Source organism: Nonomuraea sp. CA-143628, from assembly GCF_050942315.1.
Lineage (GTDB): Bacteria > Actinomycetota > Actinomycetes > Streptosporangiales > Streptosporangiaceae > Nonomuraea.
On sequence record NZ_CP192072.1, the window covers coordinates 9,284,512 to 9,301,858 of the forward strand.

16 protein-coding genes are annotated in these 17,347 nt (G+C 70.7%); 8 read left to right on the forward strand and 8 right to left on the reverse strand.

What is annotated here, in order from left to right; all coding sequences use genetic code 11:
* Positions 1–3: 3 nt before the first annotated feature.
* The 4 genes from ACQP2T_RS42260 to ACQP2T_RS42275 form a co-directional block, all read right to left on the reverse strand.
* Positions 4–966, reverse strand: a complete 963-nt coding sequence (locus ACQP2T_RS42260) for a lantibiotic dehydratase C-terminal domain-containing protein (RefSeq protein WP_433510461.1) — start codon at positions 964–966, stop codon at positions 4–6.
* Complete coding sequence (locus ACQP2T_RS42265) at positions 959–3,673, reverse strand: lantibiotic dehydratase (RefSeq protein WP_433510462.1); 2,715 nt, start codon at positions 3,671–3,673, stop codon at positions 959–961. The genes ACQP2T_RS42260 and ACQP2T_RS42265 overlap by 8 nt, the downstream gene beginning before the upstream one ends.
* A 58-nt stretch (positions 3,674–3,731) precedes the next feature.
* Positions 3,732–3,920 (reverse strand): thiomuracin/GE37468 family thiazolyl RiPP peptide, encoded by a 189-nt coding sequence (locus ACQP2T_RS42270; RefSeq protein WP_355448036.1) that lies wholly within the window; start codon positions 3,918–3,920, stop codon positions 3,732–3,734.
* Positions 3,921–4,099: 179 nt separating this feature from the next.
* Positions 4,100–6,904: a BTAD domain-containing putative transcriptional regulator gene (locus ACQP2T_RS42275; protein ID WP_433510463.1), complete on the reverse strand. Its 2,805-nt coding sequence runs from the start codon at positions 6,902–6,904 to the stop codon at positions 4,100–4,102.
* A gap of 205 nt (positions 6,905–7,109) precedes the next feature.
* Here ACQP2T_RS42275 and ACQP2T_RS42280 point away from each other — a divergent pair, with 205 nt between their 5' ends.
* Both ACQP2T_RS42280 and ACQP2T_RS42285 read left to right on the forward strand, forming a co-directional pair.
* On the forward strand, positions 7,110–7,625 hold the full coding sequence (locus tag ACQP2T_RS42280; RefSeq protein WP_433510464.1) for an ImmA/IrrE family metallo-endopeptidase: 516 nt from the start codon (positions 7,110–7,112) through the stop codon (positions 7,623–7,625).
* A 74-nt stretch (positions 7,626–7,699) separates the two neighbouring features.
* Entirely contained in the window at positions 7,700–8,713 is a 1,014-nt protein-coding gene (locus ACQP2T_RS42285) for a LacI family DNA-binding transcriptional regulator (protein ID WP_433510465.1), read from the forward strand.
* Positions 8,714–8,793: 80 nt separating this feature from the next.
* Here ACQP2T_RS42285 and ACQP2T_RS42290 read toward each other — a convergent pair whose 3' ends face one another.
* From ACQP2T_RS42290 to ACQP2T_RS42305, 4 genes are all read right to left on the reverse strand, one after another.
* Positions 8,794–9,399 carry a bifunctional 4-hydroxy-2-oxoglutarate aldolase/2-dehydro-3-deoxy-phosphogluconate aldolase gene (locus ACQP2T_RS42290; protein WP_433510466.1) on the reverse strand — a complete coding sequence of 202 codons (606 nt, stop codon included), beginning with the start codon at positions 9,397–9,399 and terminating at the stop codon, positions 8,794–8,796.
* Positions 9,386–10,147, reverse strand: coding sequence for an IclR family transcriptional regulator (locus tag ACQP2T_RS42295; RefSeq protein WP_433510467.1), 762 nt, complete (start codon positions 10,145–10,147; stop codon positions 9,386–9,388). The genes ACQP2T_RS42290 and ACQP2T_RS42295 overlap by 14 nt, the downstream gene beginning before the upstream one ends.
* Complete coding sequence (locus ACQP2T_RS42300) at positions 10,119–11,084, reverse strand: sugar kinase (RefSeq protein WP_433510468.1); 966 nt, start codon at positions 11,082–11,084, stop codon at positions 10,119–10,121. The genes ACQP2T_RS42295 and ACQP2T_RS42300 overlap by 29 nt, the downstream gene beginning before the upstream one ends.
* Before the next feature lie 200 nt (positions 11,085–11,284).
* Positions 11,285–12,121 (reverse strand): NAD(P)H-binding protein, encoded by an 837-nt coding sequence (locus ACQP2T_RS42305; RefSeq protein WP_433510469.1) that lies wholly within the window; start codon positions 12,119–12,121, stop codon positions 11,285–11,287.
* An 82-nt stretch (positions 12,122–12,203) separates the two neighbouring features.
* On the opposite strand from ACQP2T_RS42305, the gene ACQP2T_RS42310 reads away from it, so the two are divergent.
* The 6 genes from ACQP2T_RS42310 (at position 12,204) to ACQP2T_RS42335 (ending at position 17,344) form a co-directional block, all read left to right on the forward strand.
* A complete protein-coding gene (locus ACQP2T_RS42310; RefSeq protein WP_433510470.1) occupies positions 12,204–13,145 on the forward strand; it encodes an AraC family transcriptional regulator in 942 nt (313 codons plus the stop codon).
* Between the two features lie 199 nt (positions 13,146–13,344).
* Positions 13,345–14,346: an alpha/beta fold hydrolase gene (locus ACQP2T_RS42315; RefSeq protein ID WP_433510471.1), complete on the forward strand. Its 1,002-nt coding sequence runs from the start codon at positions 13,345–13,347 to the stop codon at positions 14,344–14,346.
* Positions 14,347–14,431: 85 nt separating this feature from the next.
* Entirely contained in the window at positions 14,432–15,463 is a 1,032-nt protein-coding gene (locus ACQP2T_RS42320) for a hypothetical protein (protein WP_433510472.1), read from the forward strand.
* Between the two features lie 154 nt (positions 15,464–15,617).
* On the forward strand, positions 15,618–16,652 hold the full coding sequence (locus tag ACQP2T_RS42325; protein ID WP_433510473.1) for an LLM class flavin-dependent oxidoreductase: 1,035 nt from the start codon (positions 15,618–15,620) through the stop codon (positions 16,650–16,652).
* A 163-nt stretch (positions 16,653–16,815) separates the two neighbouring features.
* Complete coding sequence (locus tag ACQP2T_RS42330) at positions 16,816–16,986, forward strand: hypothetical protein (RefSeq protein WP_433510474.1); 171 nt, start codon at positions 16,816–16,818, stop codon at positions 16,984–16,986.
* A gap of 61 nt (positions 16,987–17,047) precedes the next feature.
* The gene (locus tag ACQP2T_RS42335; RefSeq protein WP_433510475.1) at positions 17,048–17,344 is read left to right on the forward strand and encodes a hypothetical protein; all 297 of its coding nucleotides are present in this window, start codon (positions 17,048–17,050) and stop codon (positions 17,342–17,344) included.
* Positions 17,345–17,347: the final 3 nt, after the last annotated feature.

Below are 17,347 nucleotides of genomic sequence, written 5' to 3' on the forward strand. Positions count from 1 at the left end.
GTACTATCTCCCCTCCCCCGCGAGCACGGCCACCGCGTCCGCGCACAGCAGCCGGACGGCCCCCTCTTCCTGCACGGTCACGCCCAGCCGGTTGCAGACCAGATGGGCGCAGATGTCGAGAACGGTGAGGACCTGCCGCGTCTTGACCGCGCCCTCCCCCTCCCAGCCTCGGGGCGGCGGCTCGAACCGGCCGGCGGCGGCCTCGACGGCCAGCGCGTCACGGAGCGTGGACACCGATCGGGCCCACTCCGCCAGGGAGCCCGGCCCGGAGACGTGCTCCAGGCGCGTGGCCAGCTCCCTCATCCCACGAGCCAGACCGACGACGCGATCACGCTGGCGCCCGGTCGGTCGCGCAGCTGGTTGGGTGAAGCCGGGCCGGTCCTGGTCGACGCTGACCCACGGCGCCAGCCGGGACACATTCCGTTCGCCGCAGAACCAGGTGAGCAGGATCATCGCGGCTCCCGCCGTGGTGCGGTCCTCCGGCCGCAGGCCGTCGCGCAGCAGGCCGAGGGCGATGTGGCTGGACTCCGCGAAGTGCCGCTCCACCGCCTCCATCGAGGCCCCGGTGCCATAGCGGTCGTGCTCACGCCGGTACGGGATGAACGACAGCGAATTGTTCGGAAAGAGCCGCTCGGTATGGCCGGGAAGCCCCTCCCACTGCGCCAGGGCTTCGCCTATGCCGGCATAGTCCCGCTGGCTCATGGCACGACCCGCCGGGTTCTCGGCGAGGTACTTCTCGAACCGCTCCGCGATGACCCGTTCCACCTCGGTCCGGTGCGCGGGGTCGGCAGGCAGCGCGCGGAAGCGCAGGTGCGGCCCTCCGTCCCAGTACCTCAGGAAGAACGTGGCCTCCGCGAGCCCGCTCCCGGCCAGTTCGGCGATCAGCGGACCGGCCGCGTTCGTCAGCAGCGGGTCCAGGTTCTCGTGATAGAAGACGTGGGCGCTGACCCAGTCCGATTCATGCATGCCGGCCGTCCTGGTCAGAGATCTCGATGAGAAATTCGGTGACGCTGGGGTCATCGGGGTCCGGCCCCAGCGCGTCCTCGAAGTCGGGCAGCACCTCGTCGAAGATCACCATCGGCCCTGAACTCGCGAGCATCTTCTCGAAGGCCGTGACCAGGAACCAGTTGGCGAAGTCGACGTAGACGGGCTTGCGGGATTTGTCGAAAATCCACTGCGTCCAGTCCTCCGTCCCCTCGCCCGCGCCCCCGTCCGGGCGGGCGAAGCGGACGAAGGATCGCACCGGGATGTCGTGCTCGTGCAGCCACGACGCCAGGCGCAGCAGATAGGCGGCGTCGGTCTCGCCCTTCGCCCGTTCCGGAAGCGTCTCCTTCGGCACGATCCAGCGGGCGCGCTGGATCACCACGCCGCCGATCTCCACCCGGGGATAGGCCACCAACGACGAGGGGTGGAGGTCCAGATCGGCCGGATCCGCCAGCAACGGAATGCTGGGATGCACGTAGTGCGTCTCTCCCGAGACCTGGATCAGCAGGCGGGCCGCCGGTGGGAGCAGCAGGTCGGACATCATGCCCAGATGCAGTGCGGACAGATCGGCGCCCAGCCGCTCCGAGACCACTTTGAGCAGGCCGCCGCGCGGATCGAGGACCACCCCGAGGTCTCCCAGCGGGATGCGCTCCTCCGTGGGACGGCTGCTGACCGCGAACGGATAGTCGATCTCGTACGCCACGTGCGGCACGCGTCTGTTCAACGCCGACGCGGCCACTCCGCCCAGTTCGGCGAGCACGCGGCCACTCGGCCGGCGCTCCGTGGCCTGGCTCTCGCCCGTGGCCTCCGCCATCAGGGCCAGCACGCGGCTCCGTCCACGGCCGTAACCGGTGTGCGCCGCATTGAGCACCAGGCCGATCCCGCCGTGGCCGGGGACGACCTGCACGTAGCAGGCGAGGGAGCGCGGCGGGATCACCCATGACGGCCAGTCCTCCGTCAGCTTCCTGATGAGCTCCGCCGGGACGCTCACGACACCGTCCTTCTCCGGCTGGGCGAGCACCGCCTGACGTGCCTCCCGCTGGATCGCGGCCAGCTCCCGCAGCCGTGGCAGCCGGCTCTCGGACAGCGCGCCGCCCGCCCCCATGGACGGGCCCATCAGCCGGGCGACCTCGCGCGCCGCATGGCTCGGCTCGGCGGCTTCGCCGTCCTGCTCGCGCGCCGCATGGCTCGGCTCGGCGGCTTCGCCGTCCCGGGCGAGCACCTCCTGGAGCGCTCGGTGCAAGACCAGGAGGGGAACGCGGGCATCCGGGCCGAACCGCTCGGAGAAGTAGGCGCCGAGGGCGATCCGGAACGGCAGCGTCAGGTCGAAGGCGCCCAGCCAGCGCCGTACCACGTCCAGATCCTCCAGAGCCGGACGCCATGCCGCCGACCCGGCCTCCGCCACCGGAGCCGTGAAGACGGCGTTCTCGCGGAAGGTGTGCCGTCCCTGCCCGTCGAGCGCGGCCGGCTCGAAGCCGAGCGGTTCCGCCAGGTCGGTGAGCGCGGTTTCCAGTTCGTGCTGCCGTTTCCAGTGGCCCTCGACGTCGTCCACGACCACGGGCAGCCGCGCCTGCCCACGTACGCGCCGCAACGCCTGGACGACGTCCGCGAACTCGGCTCCCCCATGGTCGGCGACCCATTCGGCCAGGTCGCCCAGCGGGTCGGCCGACTGGTCGGCGACGGGGTGCTGCTCCTCCAGGAGCCCGGCCCGCACCAACGCCTGGAGGAACGCCTCGACCGGGGACTCGTCGGCGGCGCCGCCCGCCAGGCGGGAGCGGAGCTCGGCCAGCGTGGATCCCGGGCGACGCGCCGCCAGGTTCAGGCATGCCTCGACCGCGGCGGTGGCCGGCAGGGTCACGATGGGTTCCTCGGTGGAGCGCCCGATGAAGCTGACGGTCCCGTCCCGGAAGGTCGCGCTCGGGTTGACCCGCAGGGTCAGGTGCCGGGCCAGACGTGGATCGCGGGTGAGCGTCTCGCCGATCCGCTGGAGGAGGAAGGTGTGGATCTCGAGCACTCCATGGACCTCGGCGGGGGTGAACCGTACGGGTGACTCACCGTCCGCCCACGTCCCCGTGCCACTGGCCATGAAGGTGCCGTACGGGCTCGTCTTGGCGGCCGCTCTCGCCAGGTACTTCGCCAGCCGGGCCATGGACTGCCTGCGCGGTCGCCGCCGCGCGTCGGCCAGCCACTTGGCCAGCTCGCCGAACAGGGCCGGGCTGGCCTGGGACAGTGCCCGGCGGAAGCCCGGATGACCGGCCACATCGCGCAGGACGAGCTCCTTCTCCCGCAGTTCGACGGCGAACACGTCGTCGAGCGCGCGGCGCCCCTCGTCGAGGCGGTGCCTGGTGACGATCCAGGATTCGATCGCGTCGCCGATGTCGGCGGGGACGAGCGCGGCGACACGCGCGTTCCATTCGGTGTCGCGGGGCAGTCGTCGCTGGTGCAGCGCCCGGCGCAGGCCGACCAGCGCCGGCTTGGCCGCGCCGGGGTCCAGCGCTCCGATCAGGGGATACAGTGCCTCCGCCAGCTCCTCGCCGTCGCGCCGTAACGTGGCCGCCTGCCGGGCCAGCTCTTCCGCCCGGCCGTACGCGCTGTCCAGGCGCAGTCGCGACAACGCCGCCACCGGCACACCCGCGACCCGCACCACGACAGACGACTCCACGTGGGCGCCGCTCGTTAAGATCACCATTTCCTCCGGAAGCGCCAGAGCCGGGCCGCCCGCGCCACGCCGACGGCCCGGCCGGGAATCAGCTGCTGCTCGAGCTCGTCGACGACGTCGAGGTGCTGCAGACGCTCGGGCAGAGCACGGACGCGCCGTTCTCCGCCATCCCGTGGCCCGCGGTCAGCGACTCGATGGCGAGGCCGCTGTCGGCGAGGTCGAAAACGTCCATCGGCAGGTTCTTGAGGTCGAAGTCGAGCTTCTGGGAAACGCTCATTCTCTTTTCAGCCTTTCTCTGGAGAAAATCGCAGGACCCATAGCCGCGAATAATCCGCCAGGAGAACATGCGGCTATCGGCTTCCGACGGAAGGCTAACTCCGCCGCGCGGAGAACCGCCTTTCGCCGACCTGTCACCGACCTGTCGGCGCGCTGAAACGCTCCCTGGAAAGGCCGCTCTCACCCGGCGGACGCGAGAACGGCCTCGATGTCGTGGGCTCGCTGGTCGGCCAGCCCGGTCATCAGGTCGAGCGCCGTCCGCAGGATGCCGCGCGCCAGCACGTCGTGTCCGGCCCCGTTGAGCGCGTGGCCGAGATCGGCGAGGGTGATCGCCTCCCAGCGCTGGTTCCTCGTACGGCGGAACAGGTCGATGGACTGGCGGAAGGCGCGGACGGCCTCACGGGTGTCGCCCGTCATGACGTAGGCGCGGCCCAGGTGGCGCAGGCACATCGCGTCGGAGGTGTACTCCCTGAGCCGCAGGTTGATCCGGTGCGCCTGCTTGAACGCCTTGACCGCGCATCGGTAATGGCCCGCCACGGTCTGCGCGATTCCGATGTTGTCCAGGGCCAGGGCGATGCCACGGGGATATTCGTTGCGCACGTGCAGATCCAGCGCGCGCATCAAATGCCGCTGCGCCTTTCCGTATTCGCCGGCCTCGCCATATGTCATGCCGAGATTGCAGAGCGCCATGGCCTCGCCGTACGGGCTCTTGCTCCGCTTGAAATGAATGAGCGCTTCGCGGAAATGCCGCTCCGCCAGATCGACGTCACCTCTGTCGGAGTAGATGCAGCCCACGGAGTTGAGGGTGTACGCCTCGCCGATGGGCTCGCTCGCGGCCCGAGCCGCGCGCACCGCCGACTTCAGGCTGTCCAGGCCGTCGGACCACGGGATGCGCGCGTCGTAGAAGCTGGTCATGGCCATGGTCGTACGCCATGAGTAGTGAGCCCACCCGTTCGTGGCCGCCCACGACATCACCGCCCGGAGGGAGTCGTACTCCAGCTCCAGCCACGCCATCGCCTCGTCGGCGTCGGCGAACGCGAGCGGGCGCCGGCGCGGCCGCAGCGGCGCGAGGAAGTCGCGGCGGCGGTACGGCACCAGGTGCCGGTCGGCGCTCACGGCGGTGAAGAGGTAGTGATCGAGGAACCGCCGCACGGCGGCCTGCCGCTCGCCGGGCGGCATGTGCAGCCGCGCCTGATCGACGGCGTACAACCGGATCAGGTCGTGCAGCTGGTAGCGGCAGGGACGGCGCTGTTGGAGCAGATGGGCCGCCACGAGCTGGTCCAGGCCCCGCTTGACCTCGGCGGGCGGAAGGCCGACCAGTGCCTCGACCGTCTCCAGCGCGATGTCACTGGCGGGGTGCAGGCCGAGCGCGTGGAACGTGGCGGCCGCCGCCGGGCTGAGCGCTCCGTAGGACCAGGACAGAACGGCACGCAGGTCGATGTTCGGATCGTTCTCGCCGGTCCCCAGGTTGTCGAGGCGGGCCTTCTCGTCCGCCAGCCCCTCGACGACTTCGGCGAGCGTGGCGGCGCGCTGCGCGCGTTCGGCGATGATGGCCAGCGCGAGGGGCAGATGGTCGCACAGCTCGACCAGCCGGGAGGCCGCCGCGGGCTCGCGGGCGACCCGGGCGGGGCCGACGGCCGCCGCCAGCAGCTCGACGGCCTGGGATTCCGGCATCGCGCCCAGCGTGACGCGGTGCGCGCCGTCACGGATCGACAGAGACCGTAGCTGGTCGCGGCTGGTCACGATGACCAGGCCGCTGGCGCCCGGAAGCAGCGGGCGCACCTGGTCGGCGTTGCGGGCGTTGTCCAGCAGGATGAGCGCGTGCCGGTCGGCGAGGATGGTACGCAGCAACGCGCACCGCTCGTCCACGTCGACGGGGATGGCCTCGCTCTCCACGCCGAGACCGCGCAGGAGGCTCTCCGCCGCGGCGGCCGGGGTCATCGGCTCGCTCGGCCCGTAGCCGCGCAGATTGAGGTAGAGCTGGGCGTCGGGGTAGTGATGGGCGACTCGGTGGGCCCAGTGCGCGGCCAGCGTCGTCTTGCCCGCCCCGGGAGCGCCGTCGATGGTCACGATGATCGGGGCGTTCGCGCCCGCGCCGTTCCGGCCCGATGCCGCCACGCCTGAGGGCAGCCGGTCCAGTGCCGCCAGCTCCTCTTCCCGGCCGGTGAAGCGGGCGATGCCGTGGGGCAACTGCCGAGGGCTCGGTGTCCTTCGCCGGACGGCCGTGCTGCCCGGGTGGTCGTCGGCGTCGCCCAGGAGAACCGTCTGGTGCAGCTGGACCAGTTCTTCGCTCGGGTCCAGGCCGAGCTCCTCGCGCAGCACCGTGCGTACGCGCTGGTAGGCGCTCAACGCCTCCGCCCGCCTGCCGCTGCGGTGCAGCGCGGTGATCAGGCGCGTCCACAGCGGCTCGCGGCTCGGGTAACGCTTGGTCAGCTCCGTCAGCTCGGCGATGAGGCGCCCCGGCGGCTCGCTGGCCAGCTCCAGGTCGATCCGGCGCTCGGTGGCGCCGAACCACTCCTCGGTCAGGAGGGGTATCACCTCGTGTTCCAGCCAGGGGCCGCTGGCGTTGCCGAAGGGCTGACCGCGCCACAACCGCAGCGACTCGCGTAACAGGTCCATCTCCTCCTGCGCGGAGCCGGCGTCGTCGGCGCGGCGCACGAGGCCGCGGAACCGGTGCAGGTCCACCGCGTCGGGCTCGACCTGGAGCTGGTAGCCGTCCGGCTCGGTCTGGATGAGGTCCGCCCCGATCAACCGCCGCAGCCTGGTGACATAGGTGTGCACGGCACCGCGCGGCCAGCCCGGCCCCTCGCCCGGCCAGAGCCGCTCGGCGAGCGTGGGCGTCGAGACCGACTGGCCGACCGACAGCAGCAACGACGCGAGGACCGTCCGCAACTGGCCGACGGGCACCGCCACCGCGCCCTGACCGACCCGCACCTCCCAGGGCCCCAGGACGCCGAAGCTGACATCGCCGCCATGTGCTCCCACAGCCGTTCCGGATGACGCGCCTGCCAAAGCCTGACCTCCCACGGCATGGATGGTGGATGAACGGCAGTTGCGCGCCACGATGCCGCGAAGCCGCCGCCCCCATCAATCTAAGCTACGACTTGCGGCCGTGCGCTTAAACATCTGTTGAAGCATTGCGAGCGCTTATGATGTGGATGTTGTGGCCGGTGCGCCCATGAGGAGGTTCGTGAGCGGCGAACGCCTGGAAGAGATCGTCGAGCGGCTGGAGATCACGCACCCGTTCGACATCGTGGAGTTCACCCACCAGGTGGCGCGGGCCCGGGAGCGCCGCATCGAGCTCAGGCCCGTCGACACCGCCGCGGACGGCCCCAGCGGCATGTGGCTGGCCACCGACACGGTCGACTACATCTGCTACGAGCAGCGGACCAGCCGCTCCCATAGGGAGCACATCATCCTGCACGAACTCGGCCACATGCTGTGCGAGCACGCGTCGGCGCCGATCGCCCCCGACGACCTGCTGCGCATCCTGCTGCCGACGCTGGACCCGGCCATGGTCCGCTCGGTGCTCGGCCGGACGACATACTCCGAGCCGCAGGAACACGAGGCCGAACGGTTCGCGATGCTGGTGCTGCGGCAAGCCGGCCGTCTTCCCACGATGCGCAGGCCGCCGCTCTCGGCCGAGGCGGCCGGGATCCATGACCGCATCCAGGCGGCACTGGCCCCGCGCACCAGGCCATCCTGACGTCCGCGGGACTTGGCGAGAAGGGATACCCCATGGTCGCGCCCGAGCGACGACGACGAGTGACCATTTCCGACGTGGCGAAACACGCCGGGGTCTCCAAGGCGGCGGTCTCGAAGGTCATCCGCAACGACTACGGGGTCAGCGAGGCCATGCGCGACCGCGTCCAGCGGGCCATCGAGGAGCTGGGCTACCGGCCCCAGGCCGCCGCGCGAGCGCTGCGCGGACGGGCGTACACCATCGGCGTGCTCCTGCGGCACATCGGGATCCCGTTCTACGCCGAGATCATGACCGGCCTGGTGGAGCACCTCGCGGAGTCCGGCTATCAGGCGATCATGATCCAGGGCGGCACCGAGGACAAGACCGAGGAACGCGCGATCGACGCCCTGATAGATCGGCAGGTGGACGGCATCCTCATGATCGCCCCGCTCGCCAGGCGCACCCGGCTGGAGCAGGTCGCTCGCGAGATCCCCACCGTGGTGCTCGGCCGGCACGACCGGTCCTCGGCGTACGACTCGATCGTCGATGACGACCGGACCGGCTCCGAGCTCGTCATGGAGCATCTGATCGCACTCGGCCACCGGCGCATCGGGCACATCACCTTCCAGCAGGACCAGCGGCAGCCCGCCGACCAGGTGCCGCACATCAGGGCCGAGAGCTACGAGCGCGTGATGCGCGATCACGGCCTGGCCGAGGAGATCGCCGTGGTCGCGACCTCATATTCCGAAGAGGGCGGCCATCGCGGCGCCCATGAGCTGCTGAGCCGGTCGCCACGCCCCACCGCGATCTTCGCGGGCTCCGACGAGGCGGCTCTCGGCGTCCTCGCCGCCCTCCATGAGGTCGCTCTCTCCGTCCCCGGCGACGTCTCCGTCGCCGGCTACGACAACACCCGACTGGCCGCCCATCCCAACATCGCGCTGACCACGGTCGATCAGGACGGAGCGGTCATGGGCCGGACGGCGGGACGGCTGCTGCTGGAGCGCATCGAAGGCCGCACGTCGGCGGTGCACTTCTCCGTCACGCCGACCTTGGTCGTCCGCCGCTCCACCGCGCCTCCCGGCGGCCAGGCCCAGGACTCGGCATCCGTTTGACAGGACCGCTTCCTCCCGGTTCAGACGACTTCAGATGACAAGCGGCGCACTCACTGGCTGCGACAGCCGAAGTACGGCCGTCAACGATTCGTCACCTCGCGCAGCCGTTCCAGGGCGTCCGGGTCGTTCAGCGCCGAGCCCAGGGCGACACCCCGGCATCCGGCCGCGAGGAAAGCGGCGGCGTTGGAGGCGTCGATGCCCCCCGTCGCGACGAAGCTGACTCCGGGGAACGGCGCGAGCTGCGCCTTGATCCAATCGGCGCCGAGCTGCGCCGCGGGGAACGCCTTCAGCCAGGTGAAGCCGCGAGCCAGGGCGGTGGCGATCTCCGTGGAGGTGGCCACCCCCGGCAGGTGCGGCAGTCCGAGCCGCAGCGATTCCGTCGCGACCTCGGGATGCAGTCCGGGCGCGACCGTGAAGGCGACGCCCAGCTCACTGACGGCCGCCAGCTGCTCCGCCGTGGTCACCGTGCCCGCGCCGACGCTCTTTCCGTTGGCCCTGGCCGCGTCCAGTGCCGCGCGCAGCGACGGGAACGCGTCGGCCGTCTGCACGGGCACCTCGATGAGCTCGATGCCGGACGCCCAGGCGCGCTCGCACATCCGTACGGTGGCCCGGGGGTCGAGGTTGCGGAAGATGCCGAGGACCGGGTTGCGGCCGAGGTGGCTGCCGAAGAACTCAGCGGCGTCCATATTCGTCTCCTGTCCAGCCCAGAGTCTTGGAGACCTCGTGGGCCGCTTGGCGGAAGTCGTCGATGTGCTCACGCAGCCGCTCCAGCGGCGCGACCGCGCGCAGGGCGGTGATGGAGACGGCGTGGGTGACCTTGCCGCGGGCGTCGAACACCGGCAGGGCCACGCAGTTGATGTAGTCCTCGTGCTCGCCGTCGTCCTCGGCCCAGCCCCGCTGCCGCGTCAGGGTGAGCTCGGCTTCGAACGTGCCCGCGTCGGTGGTCGTCGTGGGGGTGAAGCGGGTGAAGGCGGCGTGTTCCAGGACGCGGGCGCGGGTCCTGTCGTCCTGGTAGGCGAGGATGACCTTGGCGACGGCCGCGGTGTGCGCCTGGGCGGGCAGCCCGATGCGGGAGCCCATGGCCACACTGCCCCGGCCGTCGATCTTGTCCACGTACACGACCTGGTCTCCGGCCAGCTCCCCCAGGTGGACCGTGTGGCCGTACCTCTCGCTCAGGTCGTTCAGGATCGGGTGTGCCAGCGAGCGGGCCTCGACCTGGTCGAGGGCCAGCTGGCCGAGCGCGATGAGCTGGAATCCCATGCCGTACGCGCTGCCGGGGACGCGCCGCACGAAACCGCCCTCCTCCAGCGTCTGCAGCAGCCGCAGCGCGGTCGACTTGTGCACGCCCAAGTGCTCGGCGATCTCACCGAGTGTGCGATGTCGTACGGAGACGAACCCGATGATGTCAATGGCACGAGCGACGGTCTGCGACATGGTGCTGCCCTCCTTCCGCGAGCAGCGAGACGACCTCGTCAGCGGGGGGAAGATCGGCCAGATCGGCCGGGGACATCAGCACCCGGGAGGCCGCGTAGTGCCCCAGGCGCAGCCGCGTGACCTCGTCGCGGCCGTCCAGGAATCCGCTCAGCCACCCGGCCGCGAACGCGTCGCCCGCGCCGACCGCGTCGATGACCTCGACCGGCAGGGACGGCGCCCGGTGCACCCCTGTCGGGGTGAAGCCGACCGCCTCGATCGCGGCGTCCTTGACGATCAGGTACGTGGGCCCGCCGAGCAGCGCGCGCACGCTTTCGGCGTCCGTGGTGCCCCACAGGGCCGCGGCCTCGTCGCGGCCGACGAAGACGATGTCGGCCCGCTGCGCGAGCTCCAGCAGCACGGACGCGGCGTCGGCGCCGTCCCACAGGCGCGGCCGGTGGTTGACGTCGAAGCTCACCACGGACGGCCGCAGCGGCCGGTCGAACACGATGTGCCTGGTCAGCTCCCGGCACTGCGGGGAGATCGCCGCGGTGATGCCGGAGATGTGCGTCACCCTCGCCGGCCGCGCGGCCCAACCCGCGACGTCGGCGACGGTCATGACCGAGGCGGCCGAACCGCGCCGGTAGTAGTAGACGGCGGTGCCCGAGGCGGTCGGGTCCTTGAAGTACACGGCGGTGGGCCGCTCGTCGTCGCGGTGAACGAGGCCGACGTCCACGCCTCGGGCGCGGAGCGAGTCGACCACGAGGTCGCCGAGCGGATCGCGGCCGACCGCACTGGCCCAGGCCGTGGTGTGGCCGAGCTGGGCGAGCAGCGCGGCGACGTTGGACTCCGCGCCGCCGGGGCGCAGGATGAAGCTGCTGTCGGCGTCGAGGCGGCCGCCGGCGGTCGGGGTGACCATCACCATGGTCTCGCCGATCGCGAGCACGTCTGCGGGTCTCATCGGCCGCTCATCCCTCATAGGCGCTGGAGTCGATGCACATGTGATCTTGTTGCATTATTTGCAATGACCGTGCTTCATTTGCAATGATAGTCGACGCTTCCGCCTACCACGGATCGGGGTACGGGTCCGGTGGGACCATGTCACGCGGCGCCCACCGGCCTCCGCCTGACATGGTGCCCACCACAATGGTCGGCGCCCGATCAGTTCCAGTGACCGGCCGCGACAGCCTCGGTGACGTAGTCCTCGAAGGACCTGGCCCGGCGGCCGAGGGCTCGTTCCACGTCGCCGGAGACCTCGGTGCCCCCGCCGTCGCGAACGGCCACCAGGACGCCGGCGAGCAGCGACGCGGCCTCAGGCGGAACACCGAAACCCACCTGACGCTCGACGAAGACCTCGGGAGCGACGTCGACGTGCCGGACCGTACGCCCGGCGGCCTTGCCGATCAGATCCGCCGCCTCACCGAAGCCGATCGCACGCGGTCCGGTCAGCTGATAGGTCTGGCCGTGGTGGCGGTCTTCCGTCAGCGCCGCCGCGGCGACCTCGGCGATGTCCTCGGCGTCGATGAACGGAACGCGCCCGTCGCCGGTGGGCAGGGCCAGGGTGCCCGCCATAACCCCTGGCAGCCAGGGGCCCTCGCTGAAGTTCTGCGCGAACCAATCGGGCCGCAGGATGGTCCAGCTCACACCGGAGCCGCGCACGGCCTGCTCGGCCGCCTTGAGGGGATGATCGTCGATCTGGTCGACGCCGGCGGCGGTCAGCAGCACCAGCCGCCGCACACCAGCGGCGACCGCTTCGGACACGAACCTGGGGATGCGCTCCCGGCCCTCGGCGCTGCTCTGCAAACTGGGCTCCATGACGTAGGCGGCGGTGACGCCGTCGAGCGCGGGTGCCCAGGTCGCCGGGTCGCCCAGGTCGAGGCGGACGTCACCGGTGGCGCGTGACGCTGTGCGTACGGGCTGACCGGCGGCCCTGAGGTGCTGGGCGATGCGGCGGCCGGTCTTCCCGTTGCCGCCGCCCAAGATGAGGATGTTCGTCATGTGCCTAGCGAACTCCAGGGAGGCCAAGACGGTCCATGGGAGAAAGTCCGGGATACCTTTGTGATCGTCTACGGTGGGCCTCATGGACGTCCTGAGCGATCTGCTGCATCGGGCCCGCGCCGGCAACGCGACGATCAGGCAGCTGATCCAGCGGCCGCCGTGGTCGCTGACCTTCGCCGACGCCCCTCCGCTCACGATCGTGGCCACGCTCGGCGGCCACGCGTCGGTCCGCCTCGACGAGGCCGATGCCGCACCGGTGCTCCTGTCCGCGGGCGATCTCGCCCTCATCAGCGGCACCGGTCGTCACACGATCGCCGACGACCCGTCCACTCCACCCCAGGTCATGCTGTACCAGGGCAGGAAACAGCTTCTCGACGGAAGCGAGGTGCCTCCGGGGGCCCAGCGGAGGCTGGCTCCCCGCACCTACGGCGACGGTCTGCCGGGGGCCACGACCATGATCCGGGGCGGCTACGACCTCTACGGCGACGTGGGTGACCGCCTGCTGACCATGCTCCCGCCGCTCGCGGTCATCCCCGCCGGCCCCCGTACCCGGGCAGCGCTGGATCTGCTCGCCGCCGAGATCGCCCGCGAGGAGCCCGGTCAGGACGCCGTCCTGGGCCGCCTGCTGGATCTGGTGCTCGTACTGGCGCTGCGGGCCTGGTGCGCCACCCCACAGGCGGCATCCCCCGCCTGGTATCGGGCGCTGACCGTTCCCGCCATCGGCGACGCGCTGCGCCTGCTCCACGAGGAACCCGCGCACCGGTGGACGGTCGCCGGGCTGGCCGCCAAGGTCGGCATGTCCCGCGCCGCCTTCGCCGCCCGCTTCACCGACCTGGTCGGCGAACCCCCGCTCACCTACCTCACCGGCTGGCGGATGACCTTGGGGTCGGACCTGCTCCGCGACACCGACATGAGCATCGCCGCCGTGGCCCGTGCGATCGGGTACGAGGACCCGTTCGCCTTCAGTGTGGCGTTCAAGCGCGCCCGCGGCGTCAGCCCGTCTCTCTGGCGCCGAGCGCGCTGATCTTGAGTCAACGCGACGTAGTATCCCCGAGCGGGTTTGCCAAAGCGGCAACCCGATTCGCGGCGGGCTCACTGCCTCCCGGATGATTCCGCGAAAGCCGCCGGCCGGTGGTGGCACTCGGCCGGGGAGGATCGAAAGTCTTGGAGGATCGATGGTGCGACCCGCTTCGGACACGAAGCTCACAAGCCTTGGAGGATCGATGACGGAGCTTACACATCGGCTGGTCAAGACGCGCGCCGGCCGCGTCCATCTGATGGAGCAGGGCTCCGGGCCGCTGGTGCTCTTGGTGCACGGCTTCCCTGAGTCCTGGTACTCCTGGCGCCACCAGCTGCCGGCACTGGCCGCGGCCGGCTACCGGGCGGTCGCGATCGATGTACGTGGCTATGGCCGCTCCTCCAAGCCTGCGGACATAGCCGCGTACCGGATGCTCGACCTGGTCGAGGACAACGTCGACGTGGTGCACGCCCTGGGCGAGCGGACGGCGGTGATCGTGGGCCACGACTGGGGCGCGCCCATCGCCGCCAACTCCGCCCTTGTCAGGCCGGACGTCTTCCGCGCGGTCGGGCTGCTCAGCGTGCCGTACACCCCGCGCGGCGGGCCGCGGCCCAGCGAGATGTTCGCGCGCATGGGCGGGGAGGAGGAGTTCTATGTCGGCTACTTCCAGGCGCCCGGCCGGGCCGAGGCCGAGATCGAGCCCGACGTCCGCGGCTGGCTCGCCGGCCTCTACGCCGCCCTGTCCGCCGACACCATGCCGCCCGCTGACGCCCCCCATCCGCTTCTCGTCTCCCGTGGCGGGACGCTGCGCGAGCGCTTCCCCACCGATCGGCTGCCCGCCTGGCTCAGTGAGGACGACCTCGACGTCTACGCCGCGGAGTTCGAGCGGACCGGGATGAGCGGGGCGCTCAACCGCTACCGGAACATGGACCGGGACTGGGAGGACCTCGCCGACTTCGACGGCGCCCCCATCACCCAGCCGTCCCTGTTCATCGGCGGCGCGCTGGACGCCTCCACCGCCACCTGGCTGGCCGGCGCCATCAAGGCGTTCCCGGCGACCCTGCCGGGCCTGGTCTCCTCACACATCCTCGACGGCTGCGGGCACTGGGTCCAGCAGGAACGCCCCGCGGAGGTCAACGAGATCCTGACCGGCTGGCTCGCCGACCTGCCGGCACCGCAGACCGGGAGTTCCAACAATCGTGACTGACCGCTATGAACATAGGCCAAACAGTGAGGTATCGGGGGGTCGCATAGGCAAGAATCGGTAAAGACCGTATTCGAGGAGGTTCTCCGTGCGCGCGTTTCTCACCGCCGTGCTCGCGACGCTCACCCTGTTGGCCCCCATGGCCACCTCGGCAAGCGCCGCACCATCCCAGTCGTCCTTGCCCGGCGGGAAGGCCAACTTTGTGGTCTCGCAGGGCTTCCTGCGCACCGGGTCCACCCAGAACTGGGTGCGTCTGGGTACGTACCAGTTCAAGACCGGCGGCACCGTCAGCGCGAACACCTACCTCTGGTGGCAGCGCAAACCCGAGAGCAGGCAGAAGACCGGTGTCGTCCCGGATTCGAGCTGCGCGACCAAGGCGGGCGGCTCCAGCACCCGCGTACGCGCCTGCGACGTGCTGACCGCCGCCGGTTTCACCGGCGCCCCGGACGAATCCCGCACGGGAACGTACACGCTGGCCGGCGACGTGCTGAGCATCAGGTGGAAGATCGCCCAGACCTGGACCGAGAAGTGGCGCGTGAAGCTGTCGCCTGACGGCAAGCTCGCCCAGCTGCAGTTCGCCGGCGGCACCCTGGCCACCAACGGATACGGCTACGGGAGCAACGCCTCGCTCACCACCCGCCGCGCGATGAGCTCCGTGCGAGCCTTCTCCGGAACGCTCAAGCAGGACCTGGTCTCCTGGGCTGGCAATAACATCGTGAAGTCGGACGGCCAGGTCTTCAAGCAGTCCTCCTTCCGCAACTGCGCCACGACGACCTGGTGCCTGACGTACCTGCAGCCGTCGTCGCCGGGCGCCTGCCAGAAGTCCGGCGGTTGCCCCAACGTCGGCGGCGGCACCAAGGCGAACATCAGCTCCATCCAGTATTACCTCGTCAAAGTCTCCAACCGCGATCGCCGCGACACCCTGTGGCACTGGTGCACCTGCCTGGCCATGGAAGCCAAGCAGTTCTGCTACTCGGGCAACTCCCACGTCAAACCGCTTGAGCAGATCATCGACGACAGCGGAGCCTTCCGCGGCTGGGTGGGCGCCGAGGCGTCCTTCGGCTCCGGGGCCAGGACCAAGGACATGATGGCCGTGTTCCGCGTGTCCGACTTCCGCTGACACGTGCGCGCCGGTGGCGCTCGGCCCCCGCACAGGGGTCGGCGCCGCCGACGCCCCGGGTCCGGAGCGGCCCGAGATCGGCGACCCGGTGGCGCGGGCGCGCCGAGCCCGCGGCTATTCTCCCGCTGCCAGGAATGACGAGGGAGGAACCACCGTGCCGCTACCCACGCGACCGCTGCGCAAGCTGGGTTTCCTGACGATCGGGCTGTTCGACGGTGACGACCCGCGCCCCGGCCACGAGTCGACGCTGCGGATCATCGAGCTGGGCGAACGGCTGGGCTTCGACAGCGCGTGGGTGCGCCACCGTCACCTCCAGTACGGCATCTCCTCCCCCGTCGCCGTCCTGGCGGCGGCCTCCCAGCGCACCACCCGCATCGAGCTGGGCACCGCGGTCATCCCCCTCGGCTGGGAGAACCCGCTGCGGCTGGCCGAAGACCTGGCCACGGTGGACATCCTGTCCGGCGGCCGGCTCAACCCGGGCGTCAGCGTCGGCCCGCCGCTCCACTACGACCAGGTCAAGGACGCGCTCCACCCCGGCACCGCCGACCAGGAGGACTTCAGTTACGAACGGGTGCGGCGGCTGCTGTCCTTCGTCCGTGGCGAGCCGGCCACCGACTTCAGCGGTGTGGAGGGCTTCGAGGTCTTCTCCGATCGGGTCCAGCCCCACGCGCCCGGCCTGGGCGCCCGCATGTGGTACGGCGGCGCCAGCCTCCGCTCGGCCGCCTGGGCGGGTGAACACGCCATGAACTTCCTGACCAGCAGCGTCGTGAAGGCGGAGGAGTCGGAGGACTTCGTCGAGATCCAGCTCTCCCACGTACGGGCGTTCCGCGAGCGGCACCCTGAGGGTGAGCGGGCCCGCGTCTCCCAGGGCCTGGTCGTCATCCCCACGGACACGGCCACGCCGGAGCAGCGAGCCAGGTATCAGGCGTACGCCGACAAGCGCACGCCCCGCACCGCCACGCCGCAGGGGCCGGCCCGCATGATGTTCGCACCCGACCTCGTGGGCAGCTCCGCCGAGATCGCCGAGCGGCTGTACGCGCACGCCGCCTTCCGGGAGATCGACGAGGTGGCTTTCGCGCTGCCGTTCACCTTCGAGCACGACGATTACGTGCAGATCCTCACCGACATGGCCACCCGGCTCGGGCCCCAACTCGGCTGGCGGCCCGCCGCGGACCGCGGCCCGCGGTGAGGCTCGGCGCTGCGGCTCCCCCGCCTGACGTGGATCTCCGCCAGATCACGCTCCAGCTGCGACAAGGAGCCGGCCACACCAACTCCCTCCGTCTCCCCGGTGGGACAACGCGACACCCACCGCTGGTTCGAGCAACCGGGAGTGCGCCCTGTAGATTCGAGGCATGAGCGCGGAAGACCGGCGGCCTCCGCTCTTCGAGGTCCTCCCGGACCAGGACGAGCGGCCTGAGCCGATCACTATGCACACCTCGGACGGCACCCTGAGTGTGGCGGCCGACCTGAGCGCCGAGGAGTTCGAGATCCTCGACGAGCTCCGGCGGGCGGCGGCCAAGTGACAAGGATGAGGCATCGGGGTGAGCTGTACGATGCTCAGGTGATCTCTGGCGGCACAGAGGAATGACGGGCCCCGGTTACAACGCGCGGCCGCACGGCATCCGTCAGCAGGGGAAGGCTTCCGCCGAGGAGGCCGAGCGCATCCGGGGCATCCTGCGCGACGTACGCGAAGCGTTCGCGGCGGCGGGGCGGCCGATGGGACATGACCAGTACGGCGCCCAGATGGAGAAGGACTTCCCCAGCATGCGCGACGGCGTCATCAACGCCTTCAACGACCACATCGACCGGCTTGAGGGCGTCGGCGACGGTATGCATGTGACGGCTGCGAACTACCAGGTCGCAGAGCACCCCGGGACCTGACGG